This is a genomic window from Planococcus notacanthi (assembly GCF_030407825.1).
GTDB lineage: Bacteria > Bacillota > Bacilli > Bacillales_A > Planococcaceae > Planococcus > Planococcus notacanthi.
On record NZ_JASDCQ010000001.1, the window covers coordinates 1,163,354 to 1,178,520 of the forward strand.

General features: G+C 45.7%; 15 protein-coding genes. 1 reads left to right on the top strand and 14 read right to left on the bottom strand.

Features of this window, described 5'->3' with window-relative positions; all coding sequences use genetic code 11:
• Positions 1 to 73: 73 nt before the first annotated feature.
• From QMA01_RS05675 to QMA01_RS05685, 3 genes are all read right to left on the bottom strand, one after another.
• On the bottom strand, positions 74 to 1,168 hold the full coding sequence (locus QMA01_RS05675) for a Leu/Phe/Val dehydrogenase (protein WP_191715833.1): 1,095 nt from the start codon (positions 1,166 to 1,168) through the stop codon (positions 74 to 76).
• A 25-nt stretch (positions 1,169 to 1,193) separates the two neighbouring features.
• Positions 1,194 to 2,102 carry a phosphate butyryltransferase gene (gene yqiS / locus QMA01_RS05680; protein WP_203339856.1) on the bottom strand — a complete coding sequence of 303 codons (909 nt, stop codon included), beginning with the start codon at positions 2,100 to 2,102 and terminating at the stop codon, positions 1,194 to 1,196.
• Positions 2,103 to 2,235: 133 nt separating this feature from the next.
• Positions 2,236 to 4,281 carry a sigma-54 interaction domain-containing protein gene (locus tag QMA01_RS05685; protein WP_290214507.1) on the bottom strand — a complete coding sequence of 682 codons (2,046 nt, stop codon included), beginning with the start codon at positions 4,279 to 4,281 and terminating at the stop codon, positions 2,236 to 2,238.
• Between the two features lie 124 nt (positions 4,282 to 4,405).
• On the opposite strand from QMA01_RS05685, the gene QMA01_RS05690 reads away from it, so the two are divergent.
• Complete coding sequence (locus QMA01_RS05690; RefSeq protein WP_191716060.1) at positions 4,406 to 4,639, top strand: DUF2627 domain-containing protein; 234 nt, start codon at positions 4,406 to 4,408, stop codon at positions 4,637 to 4,639.
• 11 nt (positions 4,640 to 4,650) lie between these two features.
• On the opposite strand, the gene QMA01_RS05695 is transcribed toward QMA01_RS05690, so the two are convergent.
• From QMA01_RS05695 to xseA, 11 genes are all read right to left on the bottom strand, one after another.
• Positions 4,651 to 5,376: a glycerophosphodiester phosphodiesterase gene (locus QMA01_RS05695; protein ID WP_290214508.1), complete on the bottom strand. Its 726-nt coding sequence runs from the start codon at positions 5,374 to 5,376 to the stop codon at positions 4,651 to 4,653.
• 238 nt (positions 5,377 to 5,614) lie between these two features.
• The gene (locus tag QMA01_RS05700; protein ID WP_290214509.1) at positions 5,615 to 6,124 is read right to left on the bottom strand and encodes a DUF6241 domain-containing protein; all 510 of its coding nucleotides are present in this window, start codon (positions 6,122 to 6,124) and stop codon (positions 5,615 to 5,617) included.
• A 199-nt stretch (positions 6,125 to 6,323) separates the two neighbouring features.
• Positions 6,324 to 6,458, bottom strand: coding sequence for a hypothetical protein (locus tag QMA01_RS05705; protein ID WP_255548253.1), 135 nt, complete (start codon positions 6,456 to 6,458; stop codon positions 6,324 to 6,326).
• A 236-nt stretch (positions 6,459 to 6,694) separates the two neighbouring features.
• A complete protein-coding gene (gene spo0A / locus QMA01_RS05710) occupies positions 6,695 to 7,468 on the bottom strand; it encodes a sporulation transcription factor Spo0A (RefSeq protein ID WP_290185012.1) in 774 nt (257 codons plus the stop codon).
• Between the two features lie 83 nt (positions 7,469 to 7,551).
• Positions 7,552 to 9,249: a DNA repair protein RecN gene (gene recN, locus QMA01_RS05715; RefSeq protein WP_290214510.1), complete on the bottom strand. Its 1,698-nt coding sequence runs from the start codon at positions 9,247 to 9,249 to the stop codon at positions 7,552 to 7,554.
• A 16-nt stretch (positions 9,250 to 9,265) separates the two neighbouring features.
• Positions 9,266 to 9,715 (bottom strand): transcriptional regulator AhrC/ArgR, encoded by a 450-nt coding sequence (gene ahrC / locus QMA01_RS05720; protein WP_142827854.1) that lies wholly within the window; start codon positions 9,713 to 9,715, stop codon positions 9,266 to 9,268.
• 96 nt (positions 9,716 to 9,811) lie between these two features.
• Positions 9,812 to 10,633, bottom strand: a complete 822-nt coding sequence (locus QMA01_RS05725) for a TlyA family RNA methyltransferase (RefSeq protein WP_290214511.1) — start codon at positions 10,631 to 10,633, stop codon at positions 9,812 to 9,814.
• On the bottom strand, positions 10,630 to 12,534 hold the full coding sequence (gene dxs / locus QMA01_RS05730) for a 1-deoxy-D-xylulose-5-phosphate synthase (RefSeq protein WP_290214512.1): 1,905 nt from the start codon (positions 12,532 to 12,534) through the stop codon (positions 10,630 to 10,632). Before dxs ends, QMA01_RS05725 begins: the two co-directional genes overlap by 4 nt.
• Positions 12,535 to 12,629: 95 nt before the next feature.
• Positions 12,630 to 13,511, bottom strand: a complete 882-nt coding sequence (locus QMA01_RS05735) for a polyprenyl synthetase family protein (protein WP_191715841.1) — start codon at positions 13,509 to 13,511, stop codon at positions 12,630 to 12,632.
• Complete coding sequence (gene xseB, locus QMA01_RS05740) at positions 13,508 to 13,744, bottom strand: exodeoxyribonuclease VII small subunit (protein ID WP_142827851.1); 237 nt, start codon at positions 13,742 to 13,744, stop codon at positions 13,508 to 13,510. The genes QMA01_RS05735 and xseB overlap by 4 nt, the downstream gene beginning before the upstream one ends.
• Before the next feature lie 4 nt (positions 13,745 to 13,748).
• The gene (gene xseA / locus QMA01_RS05745; protein WP_290214513.1) at positions 13,749 to 15,098 is read right to left on the bottom strand and encodes an exodeoxyribonuclease VII large subunit; all 1,350 of its coding nucleotides are present in this window, start codon (positions 15,096 to 15,098) and stop codon (positions 13,749 to 13,751) included.
• Positions 15,099 to 15,167 lie beyond the last annotated feature (69 nt).

Sequence of the window (15,167 nt, forward strand, 5' to 3'; positions counted from 1 at the left end):
TTTATGGGAAACTTCTCAGAGGAAAGCTGCTCTTTTACAGTGGTCGTAAAAGAAACCTCCTGCTGATTGAAGTTTATCTTCTGCTTAAAATATTGTGTTCGTTTCTCAAGAATTGCGAACGTGATTTGCGGACGCGCTCAATGCGTTCTTCAGCCATGCGATCTGCCGCAATGTAACTTGGTACGTTGTCGCGTTTAGAAATTTCAAAGATTTTTGTGATGCTGTCATAAATTGTTTCTACACGTTTCATTGCACGTTCGTTATTGTAGCCATACAATTCATCCGCAACGTTGATGACGCCGCCAGAGTTGATAACAAAGTCAGGAGCATAAACGATGCCGCGTGCTTCAAGTTCATCGCCATGGCGTTCTTCTTTCAATTGGTTGTTGGCAGAACCGGCAACCACTTTCACTTTCAATTGGGGAATCGTGTCATCATTGATGATAGCGCCCATTGCACATGGTGCAAAAATATCCGCTTCCTGTGAATAGATGTCATTTGGTGCAACTGCTGTTGCGCCAAATGCAGTGACTGCACGTTGCACTGCTTCTTCGTTGATGTCCGTAACGATCAATTTCGCGCCTTCTTTATGAAGGTATTCGCAAAGCGGGTAAGCAACATTCCCTACTCCCTGTACTGCAACTGTTTTGCCTTCAAGAGAATCATCGCCGAAAGCTTCAAGTGCAGCAGCTTTCATGCCGATGTAGGCCCCGTATGCAGTAACAGGAGATGGATTGCCTGAAGAACCGAAAGCTGGCGAAATCCCAGTAACGTAATCTGTTTCTTCATGGATCAAATCCATATCCGCAACTGTAGTTCCAACATCTTCAGCAGTTATGTAACGGCCATTCAACCCTTGGATAAAGCGTCCGAAAGCGCGGAACATTTCTTCATTCTTGTCTTTTAACGGGTCACCGATGATAACTGTTTTTCCGCCGCCCAAGTTTAGGCCAGCTGCAGCATTTTTATAGGTCATTCCGCGCCCTAGGCGGATTGCGTCTTCAATTGCTTCTTCTTCAGTTGCATAATTCCACATGCGCGTGCCGCCAAGTGCCGGTCCAAGCGTCGTATCGTGGATACAAATAATGGCTTTAAGCCCTGAGTTTTTATCTTGGCAAAAAATTAATTGTTCGTAATCATGTTGTTCCATTCTGCTGAAAATTTCCATTTCAATTCCTCCTAGTAGTTGTTCCTTATGTTAATGATGAACAAATTGCCAAAGCCAATGAATATAATTTGCTTTCGGCACTGTCGGCACGGGACGTCAGAACAATTGGCGCTTTCGCACCCGCAACAATACTGCCGACTTTTGCATTTGAAAAGAATACCAGCGACTTATACAGGATATTGCCCGATTCAATAGTAGGAACCAGTAGAATGTCGGCTTTGCCGGCGTTGTCGCCGGCAATCCGTTTATGTTTGGCTGCATCAATGGAAATTGCATTGTCGAGGGCGAAAGGGCCGTCCACGATACAATTCTTTATTTGGCCGCGGCGGTTCATTGCGGTCAATGCGGCTGCATCCAGCGTGGCCTGCATATTCGGATTGATGACTTCCACTCCTGCTAATGGCGCGACAATCGGCATAACTACTCCGACTGAACGTGCAATCTGGACAGCATTTTGGATAATTTGTACTTTTTGAGGTAAGTCCGGATTGATGTTCATGCCCGCATCCGTGACGAAAATCAGCCGGTCGAATCCAGCTACTTCAAAAGCGGCAATTTGGGACATGACTCTTCCGGTTCTTAAGCCGTAATCCGGATGCAACACTGCTTTCAGCAGTATGGCGGTTGCAATCTGGCCTTTCATCAAGATATCGGAGTCATTTCTGTACACCGATTTCACGGCTTCTTCAGCAGCCATTTCCAGGCTGCTGACATGATGAAGCTGAACATCCGGATGATCCAGCAATTGAGGGAAATGCTCCCGCATCATTGCTGTTGTTGCCGATTCATCATCGTATAAGCGAAAACGCACCATGTTTCGGGCAACGGCCATACTCACCGCTTCCAGGACAGCCGAATCAGCAGCTGCAGCAACAGCGACAGTGAGATTTGAATCTGTTGGAACATTTTCGATCAATTGTGTTAATGTGGCCATTGATGCTCACCTCATTCTTCTTAATTAAAACAGAACAAATGAGGATATATAAGAGATGAAAGCGTTTTATTTGCAGTTTTAACCATATTTTATTGCAAATTCTTGCAAAACCCTGCAATAAATTGCAAAGTCGTTACATTAAACCGTATTTTTCTAATTTGTAATACAAGGTCCGCAAAGAGATTTCCAATTGCTTGGCTGTCTTCGATTTATTGCCGTTGTATTGCTGCAATGCACGGTGAAGAATTCCTCGTTCAACTGTATCCAACTGTTCCTGAAGTGGGGCCGAAGACTGGATAACGACTTCATTTTTGGCTTCCGCAACTTTTAGCATATTCAAAGGGATATGTTCTTCGGTCAACACTTTATCGTTCATCTGCATAAAAATCATGGCGCGGCTGAGGACGTTCTCTAGTTCTCTGACATTCCCCGGCCAATCGTAGACGCGCAAATACTGCAGAGCTTTGTCTGACACAGACTCAACACTTCGGCCATATTCCTGGTTCAGCTTCAGCAATAGCCGTTCAACGATTCTCGGAATGTCCTGCTTGCGGTTTCGCAGAGGCGGGATGAGGATCGGCATCCGGTTAAGGCGATAGTAAAGATCTTCACGAAACTTGCCGTCCAGCAATGCTTTTTCCATATTGGCATTTGTCGAAGCGATAACACGGACATTGACAGGAATCGGTTTGCCGCCGCCAATCCTCAACGTTTCATGTTCTTGCAGCACGCGCAACAGCTTGCTTTGCAGCGAAGAAGACAATTCACCGATCTCATCGAGGAAAATACTGCCGTTATTCGCTTCTTCGAACAACCCGCGCTTTTCTCCAGTCTTGATGCCGGGAATCGCCCCTTCTTCATAACCGAACAGTTCACTTTCTAGCAATTCTTCAGAAAGCGCTGCACAATTGACACGCACGAATTTGTTGAATTTCCGTTCACTCGCGCTATGGATGGCATGCGCAAAAAGCTCTTTGCCTGTACCGGATTCCCCGCGCAGCAAAACCGTCACCAAAGTCTGTGCCGCCAGTTTCGCCTGCTGAAGAGACAATTGCATTTCCGAAGACAAGCCGATGATGTCATCGAAGGTATATTTCGATTCCAATGTCCGGATGATGCTGCGGGCGCGGTCCAACTCTTTCATCAATGAGCGGATCTCGGTGGTATCATGAATGACCCCGACGCTGCCCTTTAATTTATTGTCGACGATTATTGGAGCGACATTGACGATGACTTCCCGGTTTGATGGGCCCACCTTCAAATTGACGCCCCGAACCGGTTTACGGGTCTGCAGCGCTTTCAAGTGCATACTTTCCCCTTCCGAAATATCCGCCGAGGCCGGTTGGCCGATGACGTCTTCCATCTGCAATCCGGTAATTCGCGTATAGGCAGGGTTGACCAGCAAGCCATTGCCTTTCTCATCAACGACTGAAATGGCATCGTCACTCGATTGGATGATGGCTTCCAGCATGGTCTGTATTTCCTTCAAATCTGTAATTTCCTCTGCCAGCGACACCACTTCCGTAATGTCTTTGAATACTGCAAATGCACCGATTGTCTCTCCATTTTCATCGATCATCGGAAAGCGTGAGGTGACAATCGTTGCTCCATTCATCAGTTCCAGCTCTTTATTCAGTTCAATCCGGCCGGTTTCGTAGATTCTTGGCAATTCGCTGAGTGAAATGAATTCATGAATGTGCCGTCCGATAGTTTCTTCCACCTGCACCCCCAGCATTCTTGCTGCGCTTTTGTTGATAAAAGTGATGCGGCTTGTTTTATCGATGCCGATCATGCCTTCTTCTATGGAATTGAAAATGATTTTTTCCCTGTGGCTATCTTTGCTGAGTTGCGTGATGAAATGCTCTTTCTCTTCCAGCAGCCGGACAAAGACATTTGCCAAGCTCCCCGGAATGACAACCGTTTTCTCCAAATAATAGTCCTTCAATTCCTGATAAAGCTGATCACTTCCCGTTACATTAAAAACAATATCCACCTGTTGCTTGTCGAATTTCGCGTAGTCTTCAGCGGTTGGAATGCCGCGGGATGCTGCTGTTTTAATGGCTGAAGCATTCGGATTTAAATCCACAACTCCATAGACATGCAGGTAATCCGTTTCCATTAGCGCATTGAGGATAGCTGATCCTCCAACGCCTCCTCCAATGATCAATACGTTTTGCAAGATAGTTCAACCTCATTTCCGATGTTTTGCAAGTAATTGCAATATAATTTAAGGGTAACGCAGGAAGGATTTCTTGACAACTTTAACCGAATTGGAAACAATAGATGAAGAAGGATGTGGAATTATGGGACGTTTAGTAGCATTTATTATTTTGCTGATCCCTGGAATCATGGCGGCATACGGCATCAAATTGATGCGCGATACCTTGTTCAATAAATTGCTCGAGCCTTATCCGGCTCTTTGGATTCAATTTACTTTAGGAACTATTTTTGTGGTTCTCGGAATCGGCTTTTTTGCTGGTTTCCTGCTGAACCGTGATCGAAAAAAAGGAACCGTGTCGAAAAGATTCCAGAAATAAAAAAATTGCGTCTACCCGATAAGGGGAGACGCAATTTTTCGTTTAACGCGATCCGGATAATTGGTGATGATTCCTACCAATTGCGGATCCAATCGTTTCATAAGGGGTTCTGACCCCAGAACTCCATATAAACGGACATTCTTATCAAGTTTAAACACATCTGCTTTAACGGATTTTGCAAGAAGCCGTTTATGAAGATGAATGCTATCCACCCATTCCATTTCTTTAATTCGGGACAACTGGACATTTTTCTTGATGATCCACGCCATTTCCGTGGAAGGCATCAACTTTTTCATTTCCTTCAATAACTCTGCATTAAAGGAGGACAGATGGATCTCTTTCATCCCTTCCAGCATAGCAGCGAGTATCTGTGGCCCCTTGGCATTTTTCGCAAACGAGCTTTTCAGTTCAATATTCAACGGTATGTTCTTTTTCTTTGCCCATTGAAAAACCTCATAAGCCAGCGGCATCTGATGGTGCTGAAATTTGCGCAGCCACCTCCGGCCGACAGGCAGATCCTTTATTTCTTCGTAATCGAGCGTTTCAATTCCAGCATCGACGCCAGTCAAGCGCCGCAGATTATCGTCATGGTAAACGACAACAACGCCGTCTTTGGTGATCTGGACATCCAATTCGATGCCAACACCAAATTCACAGGCTTTGTAAAAAGCTGACCATGTATTTTCCAGTGCATATCCTGAAGCGCCTCGGTGTGCATACACTTTGACTTCAGACATTAAATCATCCTCTTCCATTTTTGAAATCCGCTTAACTCAACAAGATCATATTCTGCCAATCCAGCTGACTTCTAAATAGTTTCCCAACCATTTTAACATTTATTGCAACAGACTAAAAGCCTTGCCGGTTGTTGTTTTCTTGTTACGGGTTTGGATTTTGTTCATTTAACCTTATGTAAGATATTACATTTTAAGCTGGGAACAAGAAGAATCCGGCTTCAGGCCGGATTCCGAAATTTTAATTGCTGAAATTATTTTCAATGAATTGCTGTTCTTGTTGTTCTGTCAAAATGCCTGTCGCTCGGCCAATGCTGCCGCCTTGGAGTTCCCAAATGAAGTTATGGTCATCATCCACTTGATCGAATTTGCCTTTTTCCCACCGGTTGATGATTTCCAGCAACTCTTCTTTGAAATTGAAATCAGATGCCTGCAAAAGCTGTTTTGCTTTGGAAATGGATTCTTGGTCCATTTGGATGATTCCCCATTTTTCAGAAGCGATAACTTTTTGATGGGTCATCTTGTGCATCATGGCCATCACCGTGGCTTCTGAAGCATCTTCTGGAACAGATTGGGCAAATTCCAGCCCTTCCATCTTTTTGACGCTTGTCTCAAGCGCCTCTTCCGAAGAAGTTTCAGCAGATATCGAACTGCCGGACAGTTTGTCCTTATCCCAAAACTTCAATGCTCCAAATGCGATAACAGCCATTAAAATAATAGCGGAAACCAAATAGACACTCCGTTTAATCATGCAAAAACTCCTTCAGCAAATTTCATTTTTTTATTCAGCGCAATAAGTACCACTATACCAAATAGCTCATCGATTTTCCATGTATTTGGCAATTTTTTTCCTTTATGTATATAACACGTTGTTCTGCTTTTTCCCATAAAAAATAACCAATGAGCATATTCTCACTGGCTTGCTTTTCCTATGGATCCTGCCTGGACATCTATACTAACGACAGCATGGTAAAAAATGCGATGCCTAAAGTTGCACAATATACCCCGTAAAAATACAGCCGGTCGACAACTGTCCCTTCTCCATTGCCCAAAAAGTAGTCATCAATTTGCCTGATCATTTGCACGTGCATTCGCCTCTTTCCATTTTGCTGAAATCGTTTCATTGAAGTCTTCTACTGCTTGCAATAAAGCAGCGTCTTAACCTTTTCCTCTAATCCACAGAAGCTAAACCTGGATTTCCTGTCTAAAAGTAAGCGTATTTCCATCGAATTCAAGTGCAGCAAGGGACCTTCGGCGTTATCCTCCAGATAAATAAAAAACTTTCTTGCCGCTGTTTAAGCGATAAGAAAGTTAAAAAATTCTATTGGTCTGATTCATTTCGCATTTCAAGCCGCAAACTATCTACGACCATTGCGATAAATTCAGAATTAGTCGGCTTCGATTCTAAATGCGCTACACTGTATCCGAAAATTTTGGCGATGTGGTCAATGGTTTCGTGGCGATTCCACACTTGTTCGATGGCATGGCGAATTGATCTTTCGACCCGCGCTGATGTTGTATCGAATTTAGAGGCGATTCCAGGATACAGTACTTTCGTGACTTTATTGAGTACCTCTGGCTGCTCTAATACTAAAGTGATGGCTTCCTTCAAATAATTATATCCTTTTAAATGAGGAGGGATGCCAATTTCTTTGACCATATTGGTAATTCGGTCTTCTTGCGTCAAACGGCCTTCAGGCGGTCCTCCCGCGTTGCTCCGCGCATTCATGATATGGTTGATTTGTACAGCCAGGCGGTTGGCTTCAAAAGGCTTCATAATGAAATAGGAAGCCCCGTAATCGGCTGCCTGGCTCATGATGGATTCCTGTCCGAAAGCAGACAGCATAATAACGTCAATCTCTTTCAAATCCCCATTTTCCTTGAGTGCATCCAAAACAGCGATACCGTCCAGATAGGGCATGATGATGTCCAGCAATAAGATATCGACCGTTTGCTTTTGCAGCATCTCGATGCAGGTCTTGCCGTTATAGGCAACATCCACCACTTCCATGTTGGGTTGTGCATTTAAATAATCTTCCATCAGTCCGACCAATTCGCGATTATCATCTGCAATTGCGATTTTAATTTTATCCATTTGGCTCTCTCCTTGGTGACTGACTCTTCTGATTTCACATTTACAATCCAACAGCGGGCCCTACTACCCGGCTGCCGGACCGGCTATTTCATCATGAGCTTACGATCGGCTGCAAGCGACAGCAATTCCTCTGCATGCTGCAGTGTCAGGTCCGTTATCTCAGCGCCTGACAGCATCCGGCTCATCTCTTCTGTTCGTTCGCGTCCATCCAACTCGGTGACCGCGGTGGTCGTCCGCTGTTTGTCGACTTTCTTTTCGATAAACAAATGCTGGTCTGCCATTGCAGCAACTTGCGGCAAATGGGAAATGCACAAGACCTGGGAATGCACAGAGATCGCTGCAATCTTCTCAGCAATCGCCTGGGCGACCCGGCCACTGACGCCTGTATCCACTTCATCAAAGATAATGGATGTAATTCCTTGGTGCTTGGAGAAAATAGTTTTCAAAGCCAGCATCATACGGGACAATTCGCCGCCTGAAGCTACTTTCGTCAACGGCTTGAGCGGTTCACCCAAATTGGTGGAAATATAGAAGGAAATTGAGTCATGGCCATTCCGGTCGAATCGGCCATTCGGTAAATTCCCGAAATTCACTTCGAACGAGGCTTTTGCCATATGCAATTCCTTCAATTGTTCCATGATGGCTTTGCCGAGGCTTTTCGCAGCTTTTTTGCGCAGAATCGTCAGCTCTTCGGCTTCGACTCGCAAATCATCGGTCAATTCCTTCAGCTTTTCCTGATCCAATTGATAGCGCTGATCTCGATTGACCAATTTATCCAATTCATCTGTCTGCTTTTCATGATACAGCAAAATGTCTTCTACGGATGCACCGTATTTTCTTTTTAACGATTGAATGACAGCTAGACGCTGTTCAATGTCATTTAAACGGGCAGGATCGAATTCCATATCATCCAAAATGCGCTTGATTTCCGTTCCTGTGTCCTGAATCAGATAAAATGCTCCAGAGAGAGTCTCGGAAGATCCGGTAAACGTTTCATCCACCGATGCAGCATGCTCCAGTTCTGACATGGCAGAACCTATCCAGTCCAGCCCTTTGCTCTCACCTTGGATCGCTTCATGGGCAGCTGAGATCGACTCGTAGATTTTATTGAAATTCTGCAGTTTTTTGCGTTCTGCCACCAATTCCTCTTCTTCACCGATGACCAACTCCGCTGCTTCGATTTCCTGCAGCTGAAACGTCAGCAAGTCGATGCGTTGGGCAATCTGCTGTTCATTCTCCGTATATGAAGAAAACTCGCGCTTCAATTTGGTGTATTTATCAAAAGTATGGTGATAGCTTTCCTTGGACTTAGCCAGGATTTTGCCGGCAAATTGGTCCAGCAGGTACAAATGCTGTTTTTCATCCATCAATTCCTGGGTTTCGTGCTGTCCGTGGATATCGATGAGCGCAGCTCCGACTTCGCGCAAAATGGAAATTGTCACCAGCTTGCCGTTGATGCGGCAAACATTCTTTCCTTTATCGTTCAATTCCCGGCGCAGCAAAATGTCGCCATCACTCCACATGATTCCGAATTCCTCTAATCTGCGGAAGACCGGATGCTGATCGTCGTCCAAAGAAAATAAGCCTTCTATTTCTGCTTTTTTGGCACCATGGCGAATAAATTCCTGGCTTCCCCGTCCACCGGCCAAAAGATGCACCGCATCAATGATAATGGATTTACCGGCACCGGTTTCCCCTGTCAAAACAGTCAGCCCTTCAGAAAAACTGACGGTCAGGGCATCGATAATGGCAAAATTGCGTATATCTAATTCCCGAAGCATATCCGTTCACCTCTTCTTAAAGCATTTCGATTAAACGCTGTTTTAGAATTTCACGATGTTCAGTGTCTCTGCAGATAATCAGGCAGGTATCGTCGCCGCAAATGGTCCCAAGAATCTCTTCCCAGTCCAAATGGTCGATCAGCGAACCGATTGCATGAGCGTTTCCAGGCAATGTTTTCATGACCAGGAAATGGCTGGCTCCATCGATGCTGACAAAAGCGTCCGTCAAAGCACGGTGCAGTTTCTGCATAGGATTAAAGCGCTGGTCTGCTGGCAGGCTGTATTTGTAGCGTCCATCCTGCAATGGGACTTTCACCAGATGCAATTCTTTGATATCACGTGATACGGTCGCTTGCGTTACTTCATAACCCGCTGACTTCAATAAATCCACCAGCTCGTCCTGTGTTTCAATTTCACGATTCGAAATAAGATCACGTATTTTTATGTGGCGCTGTCCTTTATTCATGGTGTTCCCCCTTGAATGAATAATTATTCCATATACTTAATATTCTACAGTTATAACATACATTAGACAAGAAAACACATTCCTTTTGGAATGTGTTTACAACAATTCATGTGCTGCTTTGACTGTTTCATCAATCAATGTTTCGGAAACTTCGGCTATTTCCTGTCCTTCAGCACTGGATTGAAGATGGAATAAAAATTCGATATTGCCTTCTCCTCCGGTAATCGGTGAAAACGACATGTTTTTCACATGGAATCCTGATTCGACTGCAAACTTGCCCACTTTGACCAATACATCCTGATGGATTTTCGGGTCGCGAATAATGCCTTTTTTCCCAACATTCTCCCTGCCGGCTTCAAACTGGGGCTTCACAAGCGCAATTACGTCTCCGCCTGGCACCAAAACTTGTTTCAAGACTGGAAAAATGATGCGCAAAGAAATAAAGGAGACATCAATCGTGGCGAATTCCGGCAGGCCCTGAACGAAATCTTCAGGTTTGGAATGGCGGAAATTAACCCGTTCCATTACCGTGACCCGCTCATCCTGCCGAATTTTCCACGCTAATTGATTATAGCCAACATCCAGCGCGTAGCAATGCTTGGCGCCATTTTGAAGGGCACAATCCGTAAAGCCGCCTGTCGATGAGCCGATATCCAGCATCAATTTGCCGTCAACCGACAAATCAAACTGCTGCAATGCTTTCTCAAGCTTCAAGCCGCCTCGGCTGACGTATTTCAAATCATTGCCTTTCATCTGAAGCGGTGCGTCCTCCGGAATTTTTTCTCCCGGTTTGTTCATCCGCTCAGATCCTGAATAGATGATTCCCGCCATAATGGCACGTTTTGCTTTTTCGCGTGTTTCACAAATACCCCGCTCAACCAACAGGATATCTACTCGCTCTTTTTTTGGTTTGTTCATAGAATAGTTGAACCTGCCTGCTTTTTGGATTGTGTCCATTTTTTCACGACACGTACAACTTCATCACTGTTCAGATGGATTTCGTCCATCAATTCAGAGACGTCGCCATGTTCGATAAAGTGGTCCGGTATTCCCAAACGATCGATGACAGTCTCGCGGTAGCCATTTTCTTGCGCAAATTCCAGAACGGCACTGCCGAATCCACCTTGAAGAACTGCTTCTTCAATCGTAACAACCGGAATATTCCGTTCGAAAATAGAATGCAGCATCGCTTCATCCATCGGTTTGATGAACCGAGCATTGACCACTTGTGCCGAAATGCCTTGTTCAAGCAATTGTTCGGCCGCATGCAAGGCCATCGGAATGGTGGTACCGAATGTCAGGATTACGGCATCGGTTCCTTCTTGCAGGACTTCCCATGAGCCGATCGGCAATGCTTTCAGCTCTTCGTCCATTGGCACACCTAAACCGTTGCCTCTTGGATAGCGGAGGGCAATAGGACCGCCATTGTAATCGATGGCAGTTTTGACCATATGTTGGCCTTCGTTCTCATCTTTCGGCATCATAATGACCATATTCGGCAAATGGCGCAGGAAGGCGATGTCGAATACACCTTGGTGTGTTTCCCCATCAGCTCCGACCAACCCCGAACGGTCAATTCCAATAAAGACGTTCAAATTCTGGCGGCAGATATCATGGACCACCTGATCGTAGGCACGTTGAAGGAATGTCGAGTAAATCGCTAAAAATGGTTTCATGTCCTGTGTTGCAAGTCCTGCAGCCATCGTTGTCGCATGTTGCTCCGCGATGCCGACATCAAACATGCGGTCCGGGAATTCGGAAGCAAACCCTTCCAATTTCGAACCGACCGGCATTGCCGGTGTAATAGCCACAATCCGTTCATCAGTGCGTGCCAATTTGCGGACAGTTTCTGCCACCAAGCCGCTCCATGAAGGAGCTTTTGAAGATGATTTCACCAAATCGCCAGTCTCCATCTTGTAAGGGCCTGTTCCATGCCAAGTGCCGATTGTATCCTGTTCAGCCGGCAAGAAACCTTTGCCTTTCTTCGTAACGACATGAAGCAGGACAGGGCCTTTCGTCTTCTTGGCATAACGCAGGTTGTCTTCCAATTCTTCCAAGTCATGTCCATCAATCGGCCCCAGATATGTAAAGCCCATTTCCTCGAAAAACATACCAGAAACCACTAAATATTTCAACGAGTCTTTTACACGTTCAGCCGTTGACGCCAATCGCCCGCCGACTGCCGGGACTTTCTTCAACAGGTATTCAAGATCGTCTTTGACTTTGTTGTATTTGCCTGCTGTCCGCATACGGCCAAGCATGCTATGCATCGCTCCAACATTCGGAGCGATGGACATTTCGTTGTCATTTAAGATAACGATCATGTCCGTTTTCGTATGGCCGATATGATTTAATGCTTCAAAAGCCATACCGCCCGTAAGCGCTCCGTCACCGATGATCGGAATGACATGATTGCTGTCTTTTTTGATGTCACGGGCTGCTGCCATTCCCATAGCTGCCGACAATGAAGTTGAACTGTGTCCGGTCTCCCACACATCATGGTCGCTTTCATTGCGTTTCGGGAAGCCGCAAAGGCCTTTAAATTGGCGCAAAGTATCAAATTGGCCAGCTCTTCCTGTCAGGATTTTATGGACATACGATTGATGTCCCACATCCCATATAAATTTGTCAGACGGGCTGTCGAATACTTTATGCAGCGCAACTGTCAGTTCCACCACGCCAAGATTCGGACCGATATGTCCGCCTGTTCTTGATAAGTTCTCTATTAGAAACCGTCGAATATCTTCACTTAATACTTCAAGCTGCTTAGTTGTCAGCTCTTTTAAGAAAGATGGACCAGTAATCGAATGAAGATCCATTGCCATCACGCACCTTTATATTGAAATTTTTCCTTCTGACTGTCTGTTCATATTATATCAGTCTACAGCGAATGTACAAATCAGAGCCTCACAATTCAGCTTTTTCTTTGGACAATCAATTGGGTCAATTGCAGAAGCAATGATTTTTCGCCTTCCAGCGATTCAAGTGCCTTAATGGCTTCTGATGCGTGAAAATCGAGTTTTTCTTTTGCTTTCGGCAATGTCAGCAGACTTGGATACGTACTTTTTTCACTCGTTTCATCTTTTCCGGCAGTTTTACCCAGTTCCTGGGAGGTACCGGTAACATCCAGTATGTCGTCTTGAATCTGGAACGCAAGGCCAAGGTGTTCGCCAAATCGGCTGAGTGCCATAATTTCTTCGTTGGATGCCTGCGCTAAAATGCCGCCAGCCAAAATGCTGTAGGTCAGCAAAGCCCCGGTTTTCAATCGATGGACTTGTTCCAGTTCTTCCAGCGTCAATTTCTTTTCTTCGCCTTCAATATCCAATATCTGGCCGCCGACCATTCCTTCAGCTCCAGAAGAAACACTCATCAAGTCAATCAAACGTATTTTATCGTCACTGGAAACGTGTTGAAGGCGTGCGACAATGCCAAAACTGTAAGTCAACAACGCGTCTCCTGCCAAAATCGCTACAGCTTCCCCAAATACTTTGTGGTTGGTCGGCATGCCGCGGCGCAAATCGTCGTCATCCATGCTTGGCAAATCATCGTGGATGAGCGAATATGTATGGATCATTTCAATGGCAGCTGCCACTTTTAATGCATCGGGATGTTCTTCACCACTCAGTTCGTGAAGTACAGCCAACAGCAGAATCGGGCGGATGCGTTTTCCGCCCGCTTGCAATGAATAATGCATGGAATCCTTTAAGGAATCCGGAATTGACAAAGACAAAATTAAATGTGCCATTTCCTGTTGGATAAGCGGTTCATAATGAGCTCGGAATTCAGTCAGATTCATTTCGCATTCCCATCCATTTCTATGTCAGCCGGCACTTCTTTGCCGTCCTTCATCATGGTCACCAATTGGCTTTCTGCATTCTGAAGTTTATCGTGGCAGACTTTCGAAAGCTCCATGCCTTTTTGATAGAGAGTCAGTGCCTGTTCCAGTGGCACATCTCCTTGTTCGAGCTGGCGGACGATTTCTTCAAGTTGCTCCATTGCATCATTGAACATGATTTTCTTTTCAGCCATCGTTTTAGTCTCCTTCATTTGCTGGATTTATTTCATTGACAGTCGCCTGGACAGTTCCATCCTGCATGGTAATGGTCAGACGATCGCCTGTTTTCACCTGCGTTACACTTTTGACGACATTTCCTTCTATATAAGGAATCGAATAGCCACGGTCCATAATCTTCAATGGACTCAGTGCATCAAGCGTCCGGATTGCTGAAGACAGCTGCTGCGATCGGTTTTTCAGCAATTGGTTCATTTGGTAATCAAGCCGTCTCGCCAGTTCCGCCACTTCCGTTTCGGATTGGCGGATCCGCTGCAGCGGCATACGCGATTTCAATTGCTGGTCAAGTGTTTTATGGCGTTCCTGAGAACGCTTCAAATGCTGCAGGGATTCCCTTTGCAAGGATTCTGCAGCGCGTTCGACACGTTCGATGAACGGCCGGTACAGGCGCTCAGGATAAGCCAACGGGAATGATGTCGCTAACCGGTTCAAGGCTATTTTTTGCTGATTGACGCTTCCTGAAACCATCCGGTACATGCGGCTGCGGTAACTCGCTATGCGTTCCAGCAGTTCCGCCTGGCTTGGCACAGCCAGTTCCGCAGCGGCCGTCGGCGTTGGTGCCCGTAGGTCCGAGACAAAGTCTGCAATGGTCGTGTCGGTTTCATGGCCAATGGCAGAAATGACCGGAATTCGGGAATCAAAAATCACCCGTGCGACCGCTTCTTCATTGAATGCCCATAAATCTTCAATCGACCCGCCGCCCCGTCCGACAATCATGACATCGAAATCACCTTTGTTGGCCGCCTGTATCGATTGGACAATGGATTGCGTCGCACCACTTCCCTGTACCAGTGTCGGATACAGCATGACATCTGCCAATGGGTAGCGACGGTGAAGCGTGATGATGATGTCTCGAACGGCAGCGCCGGTCTGGGCCGTCACTACTGCAATCCGTTTAGGGAAACGCGGCAGCGGCTTTTTATAGGAGGCATTAAACAAGCCTTCTTTGGCAAGTTTTTCTTTTAACTGTTCAAAAGCCAAGTAATAATCGCCAATGCCGTCCGCTTGCATCGACTGCGCATACAATTGGTATTGGCCGGATGCTTCGTAAACCGTGACATCTCCGCGGATCAGCACAGTCATGCCGCTTTCAGGTTTAAACTTGACCGATTTGGCATTTGCCGAAAACATGACGCCTGGCAAACGGGCCGCATTATCCTTCAGCGTAAAATAAATATGCCCGCTGGTATGGATTTTGACGTTCGAAAGCTCACCCTTAACGTAAACATCACGCAGGTGAGGATCGGCATCAAATTTCTTTTTTATGTATTTGGTTAACGCTTTGACACTTAAATACGGGTCGGTTGACACACTTTCAACCCCTGTCTGTGAATTTAAAAAGCTGTCTTTCTTTCGAAAAACAGCCCTATTGCTATTTAT